This is a genomic window from Ensifer sp. (assembly GCF_031989085.1).
Classification (GTDB): domain Bacteria; phylum Pseudomonadota; class Alphaproteobacteria; order Rhizobiales; family Rhizobiaceae; genus Ensifer.
Genome location: NZ_DALZXU010000005.1, coordinates 240,299 through 255,573 on the forward strand (window position 1 = coordinate 240,299; position 15,275 = coordinate 255,573).

Sequence of the window (15,275 nt, forward strand, 5' to 3'; positions counted from 1 at the left end):
GTCGTATGAATCGTCTCTTGGAAGCCGAGCTTATCTATGGACGGCTGCTCGACATTTCCGAGCCGCATCTGATTGCGCGCTACAACAAGGCGCTGCAGGGGTTCGGGCTGCGTCCGACGGCGCTTGAGCGCTTCAGCATCGACATGACCGGTTTCTCTCCGGAGATCGCCGACGAGCTTGGCGACCGCGACTATCTCGACCCCAACCGGGTGAACCGCCGCTTCATCATCATGACGCCGGACCAGGCGGAACTGCCGGTCGTGCACACCAGCTTTTCCAATACGGCGGCGTTGATGCACGAGTTCTTCAACGCCAACAGCCGCGCCATCAATGCCGTGACGATCAAGGATGCGCTCTACGGTGAAATCGAGGATTCGGTTTCGATCGTCGACGACATCGACGACCTCCTTTCCATCAATGAAGTGCGCTTCCGGGTGCTTTCGGCCGAAGACATGCTGGGCAAGGCGGCGGAACTCAGGGGTCTCGTCGATCGGCTGAAGAAGGTGCCGACTGCATGGACCGACGACGAGATGCTCAACCGCATGGTCGAGCTGGCGAAGGTGACGGGTGACATCCGCCAGAACGCGCTGGTGCCAGATCAGCTCGTCTTCCGGCACGATGCCTTCTGGGCCAATCATTTCGGCGGCGTCTACGTCTTCCTCGACGACAAGACGACGACGGTGATCTGCGACCCTTCGGTCCCTGGCTTTCGTCGGTCGCGGCCTTGGCAGGTCAGCTACATCGCCATCGACGATCCTGCGCGCATCTACGATTTCCTGGCGTCGACGAAGCGGCTGCAACTGCCGCAGGCGTCCTGGGTGGAGGACTCCGGTCTCTACCAGCACCGGTCCGACATGGTGGTGCGCGGCCTGATCAACGACGCCGATCCGACGGCGGATCTCGCTCGGGTCGACCGGATCTGGCTGCAGACCTGGATGCACCGCAACGCTGCACTTGTTGCAAGCGATGGTGCATACCCGTTCCTGCAGGAAATGCTGCGCACGGTGCAGACGACCGGTAGCATCCGGATGCAGGACGTCGCGTCGGCGAACCGCTTCATGCTGGTGAGGGCCTCGCCGACGCATCCCGACCAGTGGTTGGTCAACCGTTTGATCGCCCAGCTGGTTCCGCGCGATTTCGTCTCCCGCTTCGTTTTCGACAAGCAGGGGTTTTATGACGCCTACGAGCGTTACAGTGAAAAGTTCAGGGAATATGTTGTTGCGACGCTGACCGGCACATATCTCAAAGACAAGGCGGCCTTCCGCCGCAAGCTTTACGGCCTCAGAGAGGAATAGGACATGTTTGATCCGATCGTCGCGTTTTTCCAGCGTGTCTTTACCGCGATCGGTCGCGGCATCGGCCTGGCCGTTGCCTGGCTGCTGTGGCCGTTCGTCCTGCTCGGAAACTGGTATCGCCAGCGCAGCTGGATCATCAAGGGACCGATCGGCATCATCCTGCTCGGCCTGCTCTTCTTCTATGGCTATTTCTTCTGGCAGACCCAGGCCTGGACGAACTTCAACCCTGATTATGTCGACCGCTACAAGCTTGCCGAACGCAAGGTGCCGGCCGGTTCGCCGGTGAGCGGACCTGGTGCGACGACGGGCCAGGCAACGCCAGGAGCGGCCGCAAACCAGGCGGCGGTTGCCAACCAGCCGGCCGAAGTCACGCCCGAGGCGCTCGCCGCCGTACAGCTGCCGGCCGGGACCCAGTGCCAGACTTCGGCGATCGTCGATGTCACGGCTGACCTCATCGACTACAACGTCAACGAGAATGCCTGGATCTCGTCTATGCTGCTCTACAAGTTGGGCTTCTTCGGTCTCGACTGGGACGACACGCCCTGGCTCGACAACAAGGCATCGTTCCAGCGCGGCATCAACCAGGCGATCCGCCGCACCTCGGTCGAGCTGGTGGATTCGCTTGGCCGCGTCCGTGGCACGTCCGGCATCAACAACGATCTGCAGCGGGCCCGCGGCAACATCCAGTTCGACGAGGAGACCTGGTACTTCGGCCTCAATCCGTTCGGCCCGAAGACGCCGACGCCGAGCTTCTATCGCGCCGCCATGAAGGACATGCGCACCTTCAATACGTCGCTTGCCAAGTGCGACGCCGTCTTTGACGGTCGCGCCGACAACCTGGTCGAATTCCTCGACCGCATCGCCAACGACCTCGGCAACACCTCGGCGATCATTCGCGAGCGCTCGGAAAACCACAATGGCGGCTGGTTCGACACGCGCGCCGACGATCGCTTCTGGTTCGCCTATGGCCAGCTCTACGGCTACTACGGCATCCTGTCGGCTGCCGGTGCCGATTTCGAGAATGTGGTTGCCCAGCGCGGCCTGACGCCGATCTGGACCGAAACGATCAAGCAGCTGCGCTCGGCGCTTCGCATCCAGCCGCTGATCATTTCCAATGGCGAGGAGGCCGGCTGGATCATGCCGACGCATCTGGCGACCATGGGCTTCTATATCCTGCGGGTGCGCTCCAACATCGTCGAGATGCGCGACATTCTTGCGCGATAAAATTCATGCATGAAGACGGCGGCTCCGACCCGGAGCCGCTGGAAACAAGCTTCATCCCGTGAAGGGGTGCGGTCAAAAAATGCGAGTTTGGGGGGAGGGGAAAACCCATGGCGGAGGTCAAGTCCGATATCGAAATCGCGCGTGCGGCGAATAAGAAGCCGATCCTGGAGGTCGGCGCGAAACTCGGCATTCCGCCGGAGCATCTGCTGCCCTACGGCCATGACAAGGCAAAGATCGGCGCGGAATTCATCGCCGCCCAGAAGGACCGCAAGAACGGCCATCTGATCCTGGTGACCGCAATCAACCCGACGCCGGCTGGCGAAGGCAAGACGACGACGACGGTCGGTCTCGGCGACGGGCTCAACCGCATCGGCAAGAAGGCGGTCGTGTGCATCCGCGAGGCGTCGCTCGGCCCCTGCTTCGGGGTGAAGGGTGGGGCAGCCGGCGGCGGCTATGCCCAGGTGGTGCCGATGGAGGACATGAACCTCCACTTCACCGGCGATTTCCATGCCATCACCTCTGCCCACAATCTGCTGTCGGCCCTGCTCGACAATCACATCTACTGGGGCAACGAGCAGAACATCGACATCAGGCGCATCACCTGGCGACGGGTGATGGACATGAACGACCGGGCGCTGCGCAGCATCGTCGGTTCGCTAGGAGGCGTCGCCAACGGTTATCCGCGCGAGACCGGCTTCGACATTACCGTCGCCTCCGAGGTCATGGCGATCCTCTGTCTTTCGACGGACCTGAAGGATCTGGAAAAGCGTCTGGGCAACATCATCATCGGCTACCGGCGCGACAAGAGCCCGGTCTTTGCCCGCGACATCAAGGCGGATGGGGCGATGACGGTGCTCTTGAAGGATGCGATGCAGCCGAATCTGGTGCAGACGCTGGAAAACAATCCCGCCTTCGTGCATGGCGGTCCTTTCGCCAACATCGCCCATGGCTGCAACTCGGTGATCGCGACGACCACGGCGCTGAAACTTGCGGATTATGTCGTGACCGAAGCCGGCTTTGGCGCCGATCTCGGAGCGGAAAAATTCTTCGATATCAAGTGCCGCAAGGCAGGGCTGAAACCCGATGCCGCCGTCATCGTCGCGACCGTCCGCGCCATCAAGATGAATGGCGGGGTGAAGAAGGACGATCTCGGCAAGGAGAACCTGGAGGCGCTGCGCAAGGGCTGCGCCAATCTCGGTCGCCACGTGCAGAACGTGAAGAAATTCGGAGTGCCGGCGATCGTCGCGATCAATCATTTCACCTCCGACACCGAAGCCGAAGTGCAGGCGATCAAGGATTATGTCGCAACGCTCGGTGCTGAAGCCGTGCTCTGCCGCCATTGGGCCGAGGGATCGGCCGGCATCGAGGAGCTGGCGCGAAAGGTAGCGGAACTCGCCGAGGGCGGTCATTCACAGTTTTCGCCGCTCTATCCCGACGAGATGTCGCTGTTCCACAAGATCGAGACGATCGCCAAGGACATCTACCACGCGAGCGAGGTGATCGCTGACAAGTCCGTGCGTGACCAGTTGCGCACCTGGGAGGACCAGGGCTACGGCAACCTGCCGATCTGCATGGCCAAGACGCAATATTCGTTTTCGACCGATCCGAACCTGCGCGGTGCGCCGACCGGCCACACGGTGCCGATCCGCGAAGTCCGGCTTGCCGCCGGCGCCGGCTTCGTCGTCGTCATCACCGGCGAGATCATGACCATGCCGGGCCTGCCGAAGGTGCCGTCGTCGGAGAAGATCTATCTCAACCAGCAGGGCTACATCGAAGGGCTGTTCTAGCCGAACGCGATCATCCGCAACGCCTCAAAGCGGAATCAATTCGAGGCGTTGCGGAATTTACCTGAAGCGCTGCACGCTTCATTTCACGTGCCGCCTCAGCTGAGGCTGATAAAGTCCGCCTTGCCGACCGGAACGCCCTTGTGGCGCAGGATGTCGTAGGCGGTCGTCAGGTGGAAGTAGAAGTTCGGCAGCACGAACTTCAGGAGATAGTCCTCGCCGGAGAGCGTCATCTTCAGCTTGGTGAAGTTCAACGTGACTTCCCGGGTTTCACTGCCGTCGAGATCGCTCGGTCGCACCGTTTCCAGGAAGGCGACCGTCTTTGCGATGCGCTCGCGCAGGTCCGCGAACGTCTTTTCCTCGTCGGGAAAGCTCGGCACTGGAAGTGTGGTCAGCCGGGCGATAGTGCCCTTCGACGTGTCGCTGGCGCGCTGGACCTGTCCCGAGAGCGGCAGCATGTCGGCCGTGAGCCGGGCGTTGACGAGGTCGTCGAGCGAAAGGCCGGTCTCGCCGGCATGGACCTCGGCCTTGTCGAGCAGTTTGCCGAGGACGCCGAAGCCGTGGACGAAGGTGGGAACGGAGAGCCGGTACATCGTGAGCGCCATGGATGGTTCCTCGGGCGTTGGGGGCTGCGATTGGTCTGGACTGCTATCTGGTAAACCGAACCGGTTCCTGCAAGGCGCATGCACCATCTTTGCCTTCGGGCGAAAATTGCGAGCACGAATCCGGCGCGCGAACTCTGGTGATTGCGTGCTCGTCGACGATAAGCTGTCCTTCATGCGCAGATCGTGGATCCCCTCCGGAAAACACGCCTTCAGCCCGAAACGGATTGAAACCGCCGATGACCCCGCACGACCTTGAAGCCTATCTCCACGCCCATATCCCGCTGTCGGCAGCGATGCAGGTTCACGTCGACGAGGTGACGGACGAGCACGTCCGACTTTCGGCGCCGCTGGCACCCAACATCAATCATCGGGAGACGGTCTTTGGCGGCAGCGCTTCGGCGCTGTCGATCCTGTCGGCCTGGTCGCTGCTGCATGTGCGTCTCAGCCGCGCCGGCGTTCCGGCGCGCCTCGTCATCCAGAGCAACCGCATGGATTACATGAGGCCAGTTGCCGGCACATTTTCTGCACGCTCGACACTTGCAGACATTGGCCGGTGGCCGGATTTTCTGCGCATGTTTCATCGGCGCGGCAAGGCACGGATCGTCGTTGCGGCCGAACTGCTCGATGGCGACGACGTTGCCGGGCGTTTTGAGGGCGAGTTCGTCGCGCTCGGGCACGTCGCGGGCTAGCGGCAGTAACGGTATTCGTTGCGGCGCTCGATCACGTCGAGATGCAGATGCGTCTCATGCGCCGCGTCGCTGCCGGGATCGAGCACCGTCTTGAAGTAGAGGCAGGCCGAGGCCGTAATTGCGCGCTGAAAGGCGCCGGTCATGGTGCCGTCCTCGTCGCGTGGCTGGATCTCGACGGTCTTGCCGTCGCTGAAGGTGAACGAGGCGATGTCGACGGCGTTGCCGTGCGCATGCTCGGAGATCTTGCCGGTCTTGGCATTGTTGCGCAGCCGGCAGATATAGGTGGAGGCCTGATTGAGGCTCTTGACCGTCACGCCCTTGGCAAAGGCCACGTCGGCCGCCGGCTGCACCGCGTCCCGGGTCCATCGCGCCAGCGCCAGCGCCGCCTCGCAGCGCATCAATCCCTTGGGTGCCAGCTTGACGTCGGGCAGGACGCTGGTGACGTCGAGCGGCTTGTCGATGCCGCAGCCCTTGCCGTCGTCGATGCGGCTGGCTTCGGTGAAGACGGCGCCGAGTGCTTTGAGGTCTGACAGGCACTTGGCGTAATCGGCCGGGTTCTCGTTTTCGACCGGCGGGTAGGTGATCGGGGCCGCGTCCGTCGCGTCGTCTGCAGATTTTTCCTTTTCTTCTCCCGGCGCGTCGCCCTTCTTGTCATCGGCACCTTTTTCGCCCGCCTTCTGGTTCTTTGTGCCTTCCGCCGGCTTTGGCTCGGGCGTCGGTGGCTGGTCGTCCAGCTTTTCAACGAAAGGTTTCTTGCCCTTGCTGTGCCCATCCTTCGTTGCCGGCGTCTCCGGCTTCTCTTCAGGTGCGGGTACTGGCGCCTCGGCCTTCGTTTCGGTCGGCGGTTTGTCGGAGGGAAGGGGCCCGTTTTTGGGGAGGCTTGCGCCGGTGAGCAGCAATGTCGACAGGAAAATCAGCGGGATATGGCAGCGCATGCGTATCCTTTCACGACGTCCGGAGCGACAGCCCAAGAGGGGGAGGAACGCATGGGAAGCCATCTGGTTTCATCGACCTGACGGCAAAGAGCGTTGCAGTTCGGCAACGCACCGAATTGGGACGATCCCATAAATTGTGGGGGAAGCGTTTCTATGTTGACAACAATAGTCATGTTTTTTATGCGGCTTAAATGAGGCGACGCAATGTCGCAACGTATTCGAACCCACGCCCAGCCAGCCCCTTGAGTTCGCCGCTCAACAGCAAGCCCGGCCCATGAATTCAAAGGATTGGTCCATGCTCAACCGGCACCGTCGCCTGGCACTTCTGGCTTGCACGACAACACTAGCACTTTCTGCTGCCACCGGTGCCTTCGCGCAGACCGCGAGCACAGCGCCGAAGGTTGACGAACAGAAGGCCGAGGCCGCCAAGAAGGGCGAAACCTTCCTGTCGCCGATCGTCGTCAAGGGCGCACGCACCGGCGACCCCTATGCCAAGGCTGGCCCGGTCAGCGTGGTGACGAGCGACCAGATCGATCTCCAGTCCGGACTTGAAACCGACGACCTCTTGCGCGGCGTTCCCGGCACGTCGACGGCCAACAACCCGCAGAATCCGGGCGTCGCTGTCAACATTCGCGGTTTCGAAGGTTCTGGCCGCGTCAACATGATGATCGATGGCGTGCGCCAGAACTTCCGCTTCACCGGCCACGAAGCGCAGGGTTTTGCCTATTTCGACCCGGCATTCCTGTCCGAGATCGACGTGACCCGTGGCGCCGTCAACGGTGTCGGCGGTGGTGCTCTTGCCGGCTCGGTCAACTTCAAGACCTATGACGTCGAGGACCTGATCCAGGACGGCAAGAACTACGGCGGCGTCGCATCGGCGACCTACGGCACCAACGGCGCCGGCTGGTCGGAATCGCTGATCGGTGCCTATCGCTTCAACGACGTGTTCTCGGTTCTGGGCGGCATCAGCAAGGCCGATCCGGGCAACTACGACAACGGCAATGGCATTCAGGTTCCCTACACCGAGGAAGACCTCTTGTCGGGCATGCTGAAGTTCGAGGTGACGCCGGACCAGGATCACACCTTCAAGTTCAGCGGCATCACCTATGACAACGACTTCTTCGCCAACTCCTACTTCCAGAACGTGAAGAACCAGACGCTGGCGGCAAGCTACTCCTACACGCCGGATAACGAACTCATCGACTTCCGCGCCAATGCCTATTGGAACCGGCTTAAGATGAAGTACAGCGCCGACGTGAACGGTGGTGGTACGGCCGCCGGCCGCCAGATCACCGATACCGGCAAGGGCTTCGACATCTCCAACACATCGCTGTTCGATCTCGGCGAAGTGGCGGTGCGAGCCAACTATGGCGTCGAGTATTTCCGTGACGACTACAACGTCATCAACAGCACGGCGCGGCCCGGCGCCGGCGTCAACGGCAGCGGCACCAATGCCACGACGGGCGTCTTCAGCAATACGACCTTCACCTATGGCATCGTCGATCTGACGGCCGGTCTGCGGTGGGACCACTTCAGCCTCGACGGTTCGGGCGCTGTTGTCGCCGGCAACCCGATCGGCCTTCCGGCTGGACCTTATACGGTTGACAAGTCGGACGGGCGCCTGAACCCGAGCGTCACGCTGGCGCTCAACCCGACCGACTGGTTCCAGCCCTACGTGACCTACGCCGAGACCTCGCGCTCGCCGACCGTCAACGAGACCTTTGCCGGCGGTACGCACCCGGGTTCAAGTGGCCAGTCCTTCTTCCCCAACCCGTTCCTTGAGCCTGAAATCTCCAAGGGCTGGGAAGTCGGTGCCAACTTCTCCTTCGATGGCCTGCTCGATTCGAGCGATAGCCTGCGCCTGAAGGCGAATTACTTCCACAACAAGATCGACAACTACATCACCGCCGCCCTGCTCAACGGCGGTCGTCAGATCTTCTTCGTCAATACGCCCGGCACGTCGACCGTTCAGGGCTTCGAGCTGCAGGCGGCCTATGACGCCGGCTTCGTCTTTGGTGACATCGCCTACACCCACACCGACAGCAAGCTGCCGGCCCAGGTCAACGGCTTCGGCGTCCAGAGCTATCTGCCCGACGACATCGTCAGCGCCACGCTCGGTGCCCGCTTCCTCGAAGACCAGCGTCTGACGGTCGGAACGCGCTTCTATGCCGTCTCGAGCGCGAACGTCGGTGCGATCAACCGCAATCCGCCGATCGTTCCGGGCTACGGCCTGGTCGACATGTTCGCGAACTACAAGTTCGAGAATGGTTTCGAGGTCACGGCGACGGTCACCAACCTGTTCGACAAGACCTATACGCCTTCGTCGAGCACGATTGCCGGCAACTCCATCGACACCGGCCGGGGCCGCACATTCCTGGTCACGGCCAAGGCCAAGTTCTGATCGGTTTAAATCCAGCTCCAGTCGAAAAGGCGGTCCTTGCGGCCGCCTTTTCTTTTGCTTTCGCACGGTTGTTTTTCCCGCTTGCGCAAGGGCGCAACCCGCGCTAACACTTTCGCCCATGACAAGCGCACGCAACATTTCGATCTGGTGGTGGGCTCGCTGAGGCGGCCTTGACCAGTCATGCGTGATTGAGACATGAAGCCGCCCGGAGATTTCGAGGCGGCTTTTTCGTATTCTGGCCGCGTGGAAAAACCGGGCTTTGACGGAGCGAGACGAATGGCAACGGTAATTCTCGAAGACGGCGCGGAAAGCTATACGACAAAGGGCGGCATCGTCGTCACCCGCAGGCGGCGCGAGGCGCCCTATGGCGATGCGATCTCCAGTTACGTCGACAAGCTGGACGAGCGGCGCGGTGCGGTGTTTTCCTCCAATTATGAATATCCCGGCCGTTACACCCGCTGGGACACGGCCGTCGTCGATCCGCCGCTCGGCATCTCATCCTTCGGTCGCTCGCTCTGGATCGAAGCCTATAACGGCCGCGGCGAGGTGCTGCTCGCGATCGTCGCGGACCATCTGAAAACCGTTGCCGACATCACGCTCGTCTCTTCGACTGCGACCCGCATCGACCTGACGATCAATGCGCCCGACCGCGTCTTCACCGAGGAAGAGCGCTCGAAGATGCCGACGGTCTTTACCGTGCTTCGTGCAATCACCAACCTCTTCCACTCGGCCGAAGATGCCAACCTCGGGCTCTACGGTGCCTTCGGCTACGATCTCGCCTTCCAGTTCGACGCGATCGAGCTGAAGCTGAAGCGCCCGGACGACCAGCGCGACATGGTGCTGTTCCTGCCGGACGAGATCCTGGTCGTCGACCACTATGCCGCCAAGGCCTGGATCGATCGCTACGACTTTGCCAAGGACGGCGCCTCGACCCAAGGCAAGGCGGAAGAAATCGCCAGCGAGCCGTTTCAGACCGTCGACAGCATTCCGCCGCATGGCGACCATCGTCCCGGCGAATATGCCGAGCTCGTGGTCAGGGCCAAGGAGAGCTTCCGCCGTGGCGACCTCTTCGAAGTCGTGCCTGGCCAGAAATTCTTCGAGCGCTGCGACAGCAAGCCGTCGGAGATTTCCAACCGGCTGAAGGCGATCAATCCGTCGCCCTATTCCTTCTTCATCAATCTTGGAAACCAGGAATATCTGGTCGGCGCCTCGCCGGAGATGTTCGTGCGCGTGTCCGGCCGGCGCATCGAGACCTGCCCGATTTCGGGTACGATCAAGCGCGGCGACGACCCCATCGCCGACAGCGAACAGATCCTCAAGCTTCTGAATTCCAAGAAGGACGAATCCGAGCTGACCATGTGCTCGGACGTCGACCGCAACGACAAGAGCCGCGTGTGCGAGCCCGGCTCGGTCAAGGTCATCGGCCGTCGCCAGATCGAGATGTATTCGCGCCTGATCCACACAGTCGACCACATCGAAGGGCGCCTGCGCGACGACATGGATGCATTTGACGGCTTCCTCAGCCACGCCTGGGCAGTCACCGTCACCGGCGCGCCGAAGCTCTGGGCGATGCGCTTCATCGAAAGCCATGAGAAGAGCCCGCGCGCATGGTATGGTGGCGCCATCGGCATGGTCGGCTTCAACGGCGACATGAACACGGGCCTAACGCTGCGCACCATTCGCATCAAGGACGGTATCGCCGAGGTGAGGGCGGGCGCCACGCTGCTCTACGATTCAAACCCGGAAGAAGAAGAAGCCGAAACCGAACTGAAGGCCTCCGCCATGATTGCAGCTATTCGTGACGCGAAATCCGCCAATGCCGGCAAGGCTGGCCGTGATGTCGCGGCCGTCGGTGCGGGCGTCAACATCCTGCTCGTCGATCACGAGGACAGTTTCGTGCACACGCTGGCGAACTACTTCCGCCAGACGGGCGCGACGGTGACTACGGTGCGCACGCCGGTCGCCGAGGAGATCTTCGATCGGGTCAAGCCGAATCTGGTCGTGCTTTCGCCCGGCCCCGGCAATCCGAAGGATTTCGACTGCAAGGCGACGATCAAGAAGGCGCGGGCGAGAGACCTGCCGATCTTCGGCGTCTGCCTCGGCCTGCAGGCCCTGGCCGAGGCCTATGGCGGCGATCTCCGGCAACTGGCGATCCCGATGCACGGCAAACCGTCGCGCATTCGCGTGCTCGAGCCCGGCATCGTCTTCTCCGGGCTCGGCAAGGAAGTGACCGTCGGTCGCTACCACTCGATCTTTGCCGATCCGTCCAGCCTTCCGCGTGATTTCATGATCACGGCCGAAAGCGAAGACGGCACGATCATGGGCATCGAGCATACCAAGGAGCCGGTGGCAGCCGTGCAGTTCCATCCGGAATCGATCATGACGCTGGGCGGCGACGCCGGCATGCGCATGATCGAAAACGTCGTGGCGCATCTGGCCAAGCGGGCGAAGGTCAAGGCCGCCTAAGCATCTAATCTTGAGAGTGTCAGGCGCCGTCTCCCGACAGGAGGCGGCGCTTTTCGTTTGTCCCGTCGCCGACGCCGTCGCCGGTGATGCCCGACACCTGCGGAATGTCGCAGCGCGTGGCAAACAGCCGTTCGCTCAGGAAGTCGACGAAGACGCGGACTTTCGGCGACAGGTGCCGGCTCGACGGCCAGAGCAGATGGAACTGTCCGGGTGCGTCGAGGTGGGCATCGAGCACGGTTTCAAGCGTGCCGTCGGCAAGCGGCCCACGGGCCAGAAAGTCCGGCATGCAACCGATACCGAGGCCGCTGACCACGGCGCCGCGCAGGGCTTCCATATTGTTGCAGGTCAGAACCGTCTGCATTGGCGGCAGGTTGGCCTGTGGCTGCAGGGCGATCGGCCAGTCCTGCAGCTTGCGGCTGTTGGGAAAGCGGAACCGTATTGCCCGGTGGCCGTCGAGGTCCCTTGGGCATTCCGGTTTTCCGTGCCTTGCCAGATAGGCCGGGGCGGCACACAGGAGCAGCCGGAAGGGCCGAAGCGCACGTGACACCAGCCGGGAATCAGGCAGGTCGCCGCTGCGAATGGCGACATCGACCTCCTCGTCGATCAGATCGACGATGCGATCGTTGAAGTCGAGATCGAGCTCGACCTCGGGATAGCGCGCGACGAAATCGGGAAGCACCGGCAACAGCAGGTGATAGCTGACGATCGGCACGCTGACGCGCAGGCGTCCGCGCGGGGCGGCGACCGCCTGGGCGAGCGAGGCTTCGGCATCGTCGAGATCGTCAAGCACGCGGCGGCAGCGCTCGTGAAACAGCCGGCCCTCTTCGGTCAGCCTGAGGCTGCGCGTCGAGCGTTGAAACAGTCGGACGCCGAGCTGCTTCTCCAGCCCTGTCACGGCCTTGCCGACGGCCGAAGCGGAGAGGCCGAGCACCCGTCCGGCGGCGACGAAGCTTCCGAGATCGGCGGTTCGAACAAAAGCCGTCAGCCCACTCAGGCGGTCCATCGTCTCTCCTATTCGAGCGTTTTGTTCCGCCATGCCAGGCGCATGCGCGGTATTTTGCATCCATTGTGTCCAATTTATCCTGATGAAGTCAATCGACACCCACTGACACGGACCATTCGACCGGCCGCATTCGCTCGCCCGGCGGGTTCTTCCTTTGCTCGAACAGGACGGACTGACAGATATGAGAGACAAGACTAGACATGAGGATAAGGCGGGACGACTGTTCGTTCTCGTCGCCGTCTGCTGTGCGGCGGCGGCGATGCCGCTGACCTTTACCGGACCGGCCGTGGCGTTGCCCGCCATCAGCCGGACGCTCGGCGGAAGCCCGTTGGCGCTCAACTGGGTGACCAACGCCTTCATGCTGACCTTCGGCAGCACATTGATGGCGGCGGGCGCGCTTGCCGATGCCTACGGCCGCAAACGCCTTTTTCTCGGCGGGCTTGTTGTCTTCGGCCTCATCTCGCTCGGCCTTGCCTTTGCCCGCGACATCGTCTGGTTCGATGGTTTGAGGGCGCTTCAGGGTGTCGGCGCGGCCGCCGCATTTTCTGGCGGCATGGCATCGCTGGCGCAGGAGTTTGAAGAGGGGCAACGGCTGCGGGCATTCAGCATCGTCGGGGCGAGCTTCGGCGTGGGCCTTGCCTTCGGACCCATCGCTTCCGGGCTGCTGGTCGAGGCGGTCGGGTGGCCGGCAATCTTCCTGCTCGTCGTTGCGCTTGCGGCCTTCGCTTTTGGGCTTGGAGCCATTTTCCTGAAGGAGACACGCGATCCGGATGCCGCCGGCCTCGACTGGAAGGGCGCGTTGACCTTCACGCTCGCGCTGGCCTTGCTGACCTTCGGCATCCTGCAGATGCCCGAGGCCGGCTGGAGCGATCCTTTCGGTCTCAGCCTCCTGGCCGCAGCTGTCGTCCTCTTCATCACCTTCTATTGGGTTGAACGTTCCGTCGCGCGACCGATGCTGGACCTGTCGCTGTTCAGATATCCGCGCTTCGTCGGCGTTCAGTTGCTGGCGGCAGCGCCCGCCTACGGTTTCGTGGTGCTGCTCATTCTCTTGCCCGTCCGGTTCATCGGCATCGAAGGCATGGGCGAGGTTGCCGCGGGACAGATGATGATCGCGCTGTCGGCTCCGCTGCTCGTGCTGCCGATCGCCGCCGGGCTGTTGACGCGCTGGTTCGCGCCGGCGGTCATCTGCGGGGCGGGATTGCTTCTGTCGGCGGCGGGGCTTGCCTGGCTGAGCCAGCTGCCCGTGGGCAGTCGGCCGGAGCTGCTGATCGCACCGCTTCTCGTCGTCGGCATCGGCGTCAGCCTGCCCTGGGGATTGATGGACGGCCTTGCCGTCAGCGTGGTGCCGAAGGAGCGCGCAGGCATGGCGACGGGCATCTTCAGCACCACCCGGGTTGCCGGGGAAGGGGTGGCGCTTGCGGTGGTGACGGCGCTTCTGTCCGGCTTTACCCAGATGAACCTTGGCGCCGGCGCGGGTGGGCACGCTGCCGATATCGCCCAGAGGCTCGTCACCGGCAATGTGGCCGCGGCAGCCGGCATCGTGCCGTCGATGGAGCGCGTGGCCATGCTTCAGGCCTACGGCGAAGCGTTCGCAACGCTGCTCCTTGTGCTGACGGCGATCACCGCTGCGACTGCCGTCGTCGTCTTCCTGTCCCTCGGCAAGGGTGCTGCCGACGCCGAAACCGTTGACGACCAACCCGGTCTGGTGTCGGCCACTGCCGTCGACCCGTAAAAGTCCCGATAGGGTCGATCGACCTTTGACAACGGGGCGCCGATGACACATATGTCGTCCCAACAACCGCCTGCGCGAAATTCGCGCGGGCGGTTTTGCGTTTCAATGGGCTTGCGTTTGCAACTCGTTTGCATCTGCATAGGGAATGATCAAAATGTCTGGATCCGAAAACAGAACCGTCCTGCGCCTTGCCTTCTGGGGCATTCCGCTGTCTCTGGCCGTACTAGGGCTGAAGCTTCTGGCCTGGTGGGTCACCGGCTCCGTCGCGCTTCTGTCCGACGGGCTCGAATCCACCGTCAACGTCATCGCGGCGGTGATCGCCTATCTGATGATCGGCTATGCGGCGAAGCCCGCGGATGCCGGGCACCCGTTCGGCCACCACAAGGCCGAGTATTTTTCCGCTGTTATCGAGGGCGTGCTGATCGTCGTTGCCGCACTGCTGATCGTCTGGGAAGCGATTCCGGCGATGATGGCGCCGGTGTTGCTCGAAGCCCCGGCGCTCGGCCTCGCAATCAACTTTGCAGCCGGCGTCATCAACGCGGTCTGGGCCTATGTGCTGATCAATGCCGGCCGCAGGCACCGCTCGCCGGCGCTCAGCGCCGACGGCCATCATATTCTCTCGGATGTGGTAACCTCGATCGGCGTTCTGATCGGCCTCGGCCTTGCGATTGCCACCGGCTACGCGATCCTCGATCCCTTGCTGGCCGTCATCGTCGCCTGCAACATTCTCTACCAGGGCTGGATGGTGATTTCGCGCTCGATCGACGGGCTGATGGACCGGGCGGTGCCGGGCGAAGAAGAAGAAGCGATCAAGCAGGCGATCGCCGCCAATGCCACGGGGTCTCTGGGCGTGCATGATCTCAAGACCCGGCAGGCCGGACCGGCAATCTTCGTGGACTTCCACATGGTCGTGCCGGAAATGATGCCGGTCGGCGAGGCGCATGACATCTGCGACCGTATCGAGGATGCTATCCGTGTCGTGCATCCCGGCGCCAAGATTGCCATCCATGTGGAACCGGAGGGCGAAAAGGCCCATGGTGTGCACGTCAAGACGACGGCGGCGCGCCACTGACCGATGCAGTTGCCCGGTTTCCTTAGCCGGGCAGTTCTGCTTTAAGGGCGGCACGCGGGCAGGGTCGTG

Annotated in this window: 12 protein-coding genes; 9 read left to right on the forward strand and 3 right to left on the reverse strand. The window is 62.5% G+C overall.

The features are described from left to right. Positions 1 to 5 precede the first annotated feature (5 nt). The 3 genes from RTP54_RS21690 (at position 6) to RTP54_RS21700 (ending at position 4,306) form a co-directional block, all read left to right on the forward strand. Complete coding sequence (locus RTP54_RS21690) at positions 6 to 1,295, forward strand: DUF6638 family protein (protein WP_312365758.1); 1,290 nt, start codon at positions 6 to 8, stop codon at positions 1,293 to 1,295. Positions 1,296 to 1,298: 3 nt separating this feature from the next. After that, positions 1,299 to 2,519, forward strand: a complete 1,221-nt coding sequence (locus RTP54_RS21695; protein ID WP_112812143.1) for a DUF2333 family protein — start codon at positions 1,299 to 1,301, stop codon at positions 2,517 to 2,519. 107 nt (positions 2,520 to 2,626) lie between these two features. After that, positions 2,627 to 4,306 carry a formate--tetrahydrofolate ligase gene (locus tag RTP54_RS21700; RefSeq protein ID WP_312365759.1) on the forward strand — a complete coding sequence of 560 codons (1,680 nt, stop codon included), beginning with the start codon at positions 2,627 to 2,629 and terminating at the stop codon, positions 4,304 to 4,306. Between the two features lie 95 nt (positions 4,307 to 4,401). Here RTP54_RS21700 and RTP54_RS21705 read toward each other — a convergent pair whose 3' ends face one another. After that, a complete protein-coding gene (locus tag RTP54_RS21705; RefSeq protein WP_312365760.1) occupies positions 4,402 to 4,908 on the reverse strand; it encodes a DUF1993 domain-containing protein in 507 nt (168 codons plus the stop codon). 236 nt (positions 4,909 to 5,144) lie between these two features. Between RTP54_RS21705 and RTP54_RS21710 the strand changes: the two genes are divergently transcribed. Further along, positions 5,145 to 5,597: a YiiD C-terminal domain-containing protein gene (locus RTP54_RS21710; RefSeq protein WP_312365761.1), complete on the forward strand. Its 453-nt coding sequence runs from the start codon at positions 5,145 to 5,147 to the stop codon at positions 5,595 to 5,597. Here the strand turns inward: RTP54_RS21710 and RTP54_RS21715 are convergent. Then, positions 5,594 to 6,532 carry an extensin family protein gene (locus tag RTP54_RS21715; RefSeq protein ID WP_312365762.1) on the reverse strand — a complete coding sequence of 313 codons (939 nt, stop codon included), beginning with the start codon at positions 6,530 to 6,532 and terminating at the stop codon, positions 5,594 to 5,596. The genes RTP54_RS21710 and RTP54_RS21715 overlap by 4 nt on opposite strands. Positions 6,533 to 6,827: 295 nt before the next feature. Here RTP54_RS21715 and RTP54_RS21720 point away from each other — a divergent pair, with 295 nt between their 5' ends. From RTP54_RS21720 to RTP54_RS21730, 3 genes are all read left to right on the forward strand, one after another. Beyond that, positions 6,828 to 8,933 carry a TonB-dependent receptor domain-containing protein gene (locus RTP54_RS21720; protein WP_312365763.1) on the forward strand — a complete coding sequence of 702 codons (2,106 nt, stop codon included), beginning with the start codon at positions 6,828 to 6,830 and terminating at the stop codon, positions 8,931 to 8,933. Positions 8,934 to 9,051: 118 nt separating this feature from the next. After that, on the forward strand, positions 9,052 to 9,096 hold the full coding sequence (gene trpLE, locus RTP54_RS21725) for a trpE operon leader peptide TrpLE (RefSeq protein WP_202618528.1): 45 nt from the start codon (positions 9,052 to 9,054) through the stop codon (positions 9,094 to 9,096). A gap of 113 nt (positions 9,097 to 9,209) precedes the next feature. Then, entirely contained in the window at positions 9,210 to 11,399 is a 2,190-nt protein-coding gene (locus RTP54_RS21730; protein WP_312365764.1) for an anthranilate synthase, read from the forward strand. A 19-nt stretch (positions 11,400 to 11,418) separates the two neighbouring features. Here the strand turns inward: RTP54_RS21730 and RTP54_RS21735 are convergent, their stop codons facing one another. Next, a complete protein-coding gene (locus tag RTP54_RS21735) occupies positions 11,419 to 12,402 on the reverse strand; it encodes a LysR substrate-binding domain-containing protein (protein WP_312365765.1) in 984 nt (327 codons plus the stop codon). A gap of 181 nt (positions 12,403 to 12,583) precedes the next feature. Here RTP54_RS21735 and RTP54_RS21740 point away from each other — a divergent pair, with 181 nt between their 5' ends. Further along, on the forward strand, positions 12,584 to 14,134 hold the full coding sequence (locus RTP54_RS21740) for an MFS transporter (RefSeq protein ID WP_312365766.1): 1,551 nt from the start codon (positions 12,584 to 12,586) through the stop codon (positions 14,132 to 14,134). 154 nt (positions 14,135 to 14,288) lie between these two features. Further along, positions 14,289 to 15,206 carry a cation diffusion facilitator family transporter gene (locus RTP54_RS21745; protein ID WP_312365767.1) on the forward strand — a complete coding sequence of 306 codons (918 nt, stop codon included), beginning with the start codon at positions 14,289 to 14,291 and terminating at the stop codon, positions 15,204 to 15,206. Positions 15,207 to 15,275 lie beyond the last annotated feature (69 nt).

Coding starts and splice junctions, on each gene's coding strand:
- RTP54_RS21690 (WP_312365758.1), top strand. CDS start 6: ATGAATCGTCTCTTGGAAGCCGAGCTTATCTATGGACGGCTGCTCGAC.
- RTP54_RS21695 (WP_112812143.1), top strand. CDS start 1,299: ATGTTTGATCCGATCGTCGCGTTTTTCCAGCGTGTCTTTACCGCGATC.
- RTP54_RS21700 (WP_312365759.1), top strand. CDS start 2,627: ATGGCGGAGGTCAAGTCCGATATCGAAATCGCGCGTGCGGCGAATAAG.
- RTP54_RS21705 (WP_312365760.1), bottom strand. CDS start 4,908: ATGGCGCTCACGATGTACCGGCTCTCCGTTCCCACCTTCGTCCACGGC.
- RTP54_RS21710 (WP_312365761.1), top strand. CDS start 5,145: ATGACCCCGCACGACCTTGAAGCCTATCTCCACGCCCATATCCCGCTG.
- RTP54_RS21715 (WP_312365762.1), bottom strand. CDS start 6,532: ATGCGCTGCCATATCCCGCTGATTTTCCTGTCGACATTGCTGCTCACC.
- RTP54_RS21720 (WP_312365763.1), top strand. CDS start 6,828: ATGCTCAACCGGCACCGTCGCCTGGCACTTCTGGCTTGCACGACAACA.
- RTP54_RS21730 (WP_312365764.1), top strand. CDS start 9,210: ATGGCAACGGTAATTCTCGAAGACGGCGCGGAAAGCTATACGACAAAG.
- RTP54_RS21735 (WP_312365765.1), bottom strand. CDS start 12,402: ATGGACCGCCTGAGTGGGCTGACGGCTTTTGTTCGAACCGCCGATCTC.
- RTP54_RS21740 (WP_312365766.1), top strand. CDS start 12,584: ATGAGAGACAAGACTAGACATGAGGATAAGGCGGGACGACTGTTCGTT.
- RTP54_RS21745 (WP_312365767.1), top strand. CDS start 14,289: ATGTCTGGATCCGAAAACAGAACCGTCCTGCGCCTTGCCTTCTGGGGC.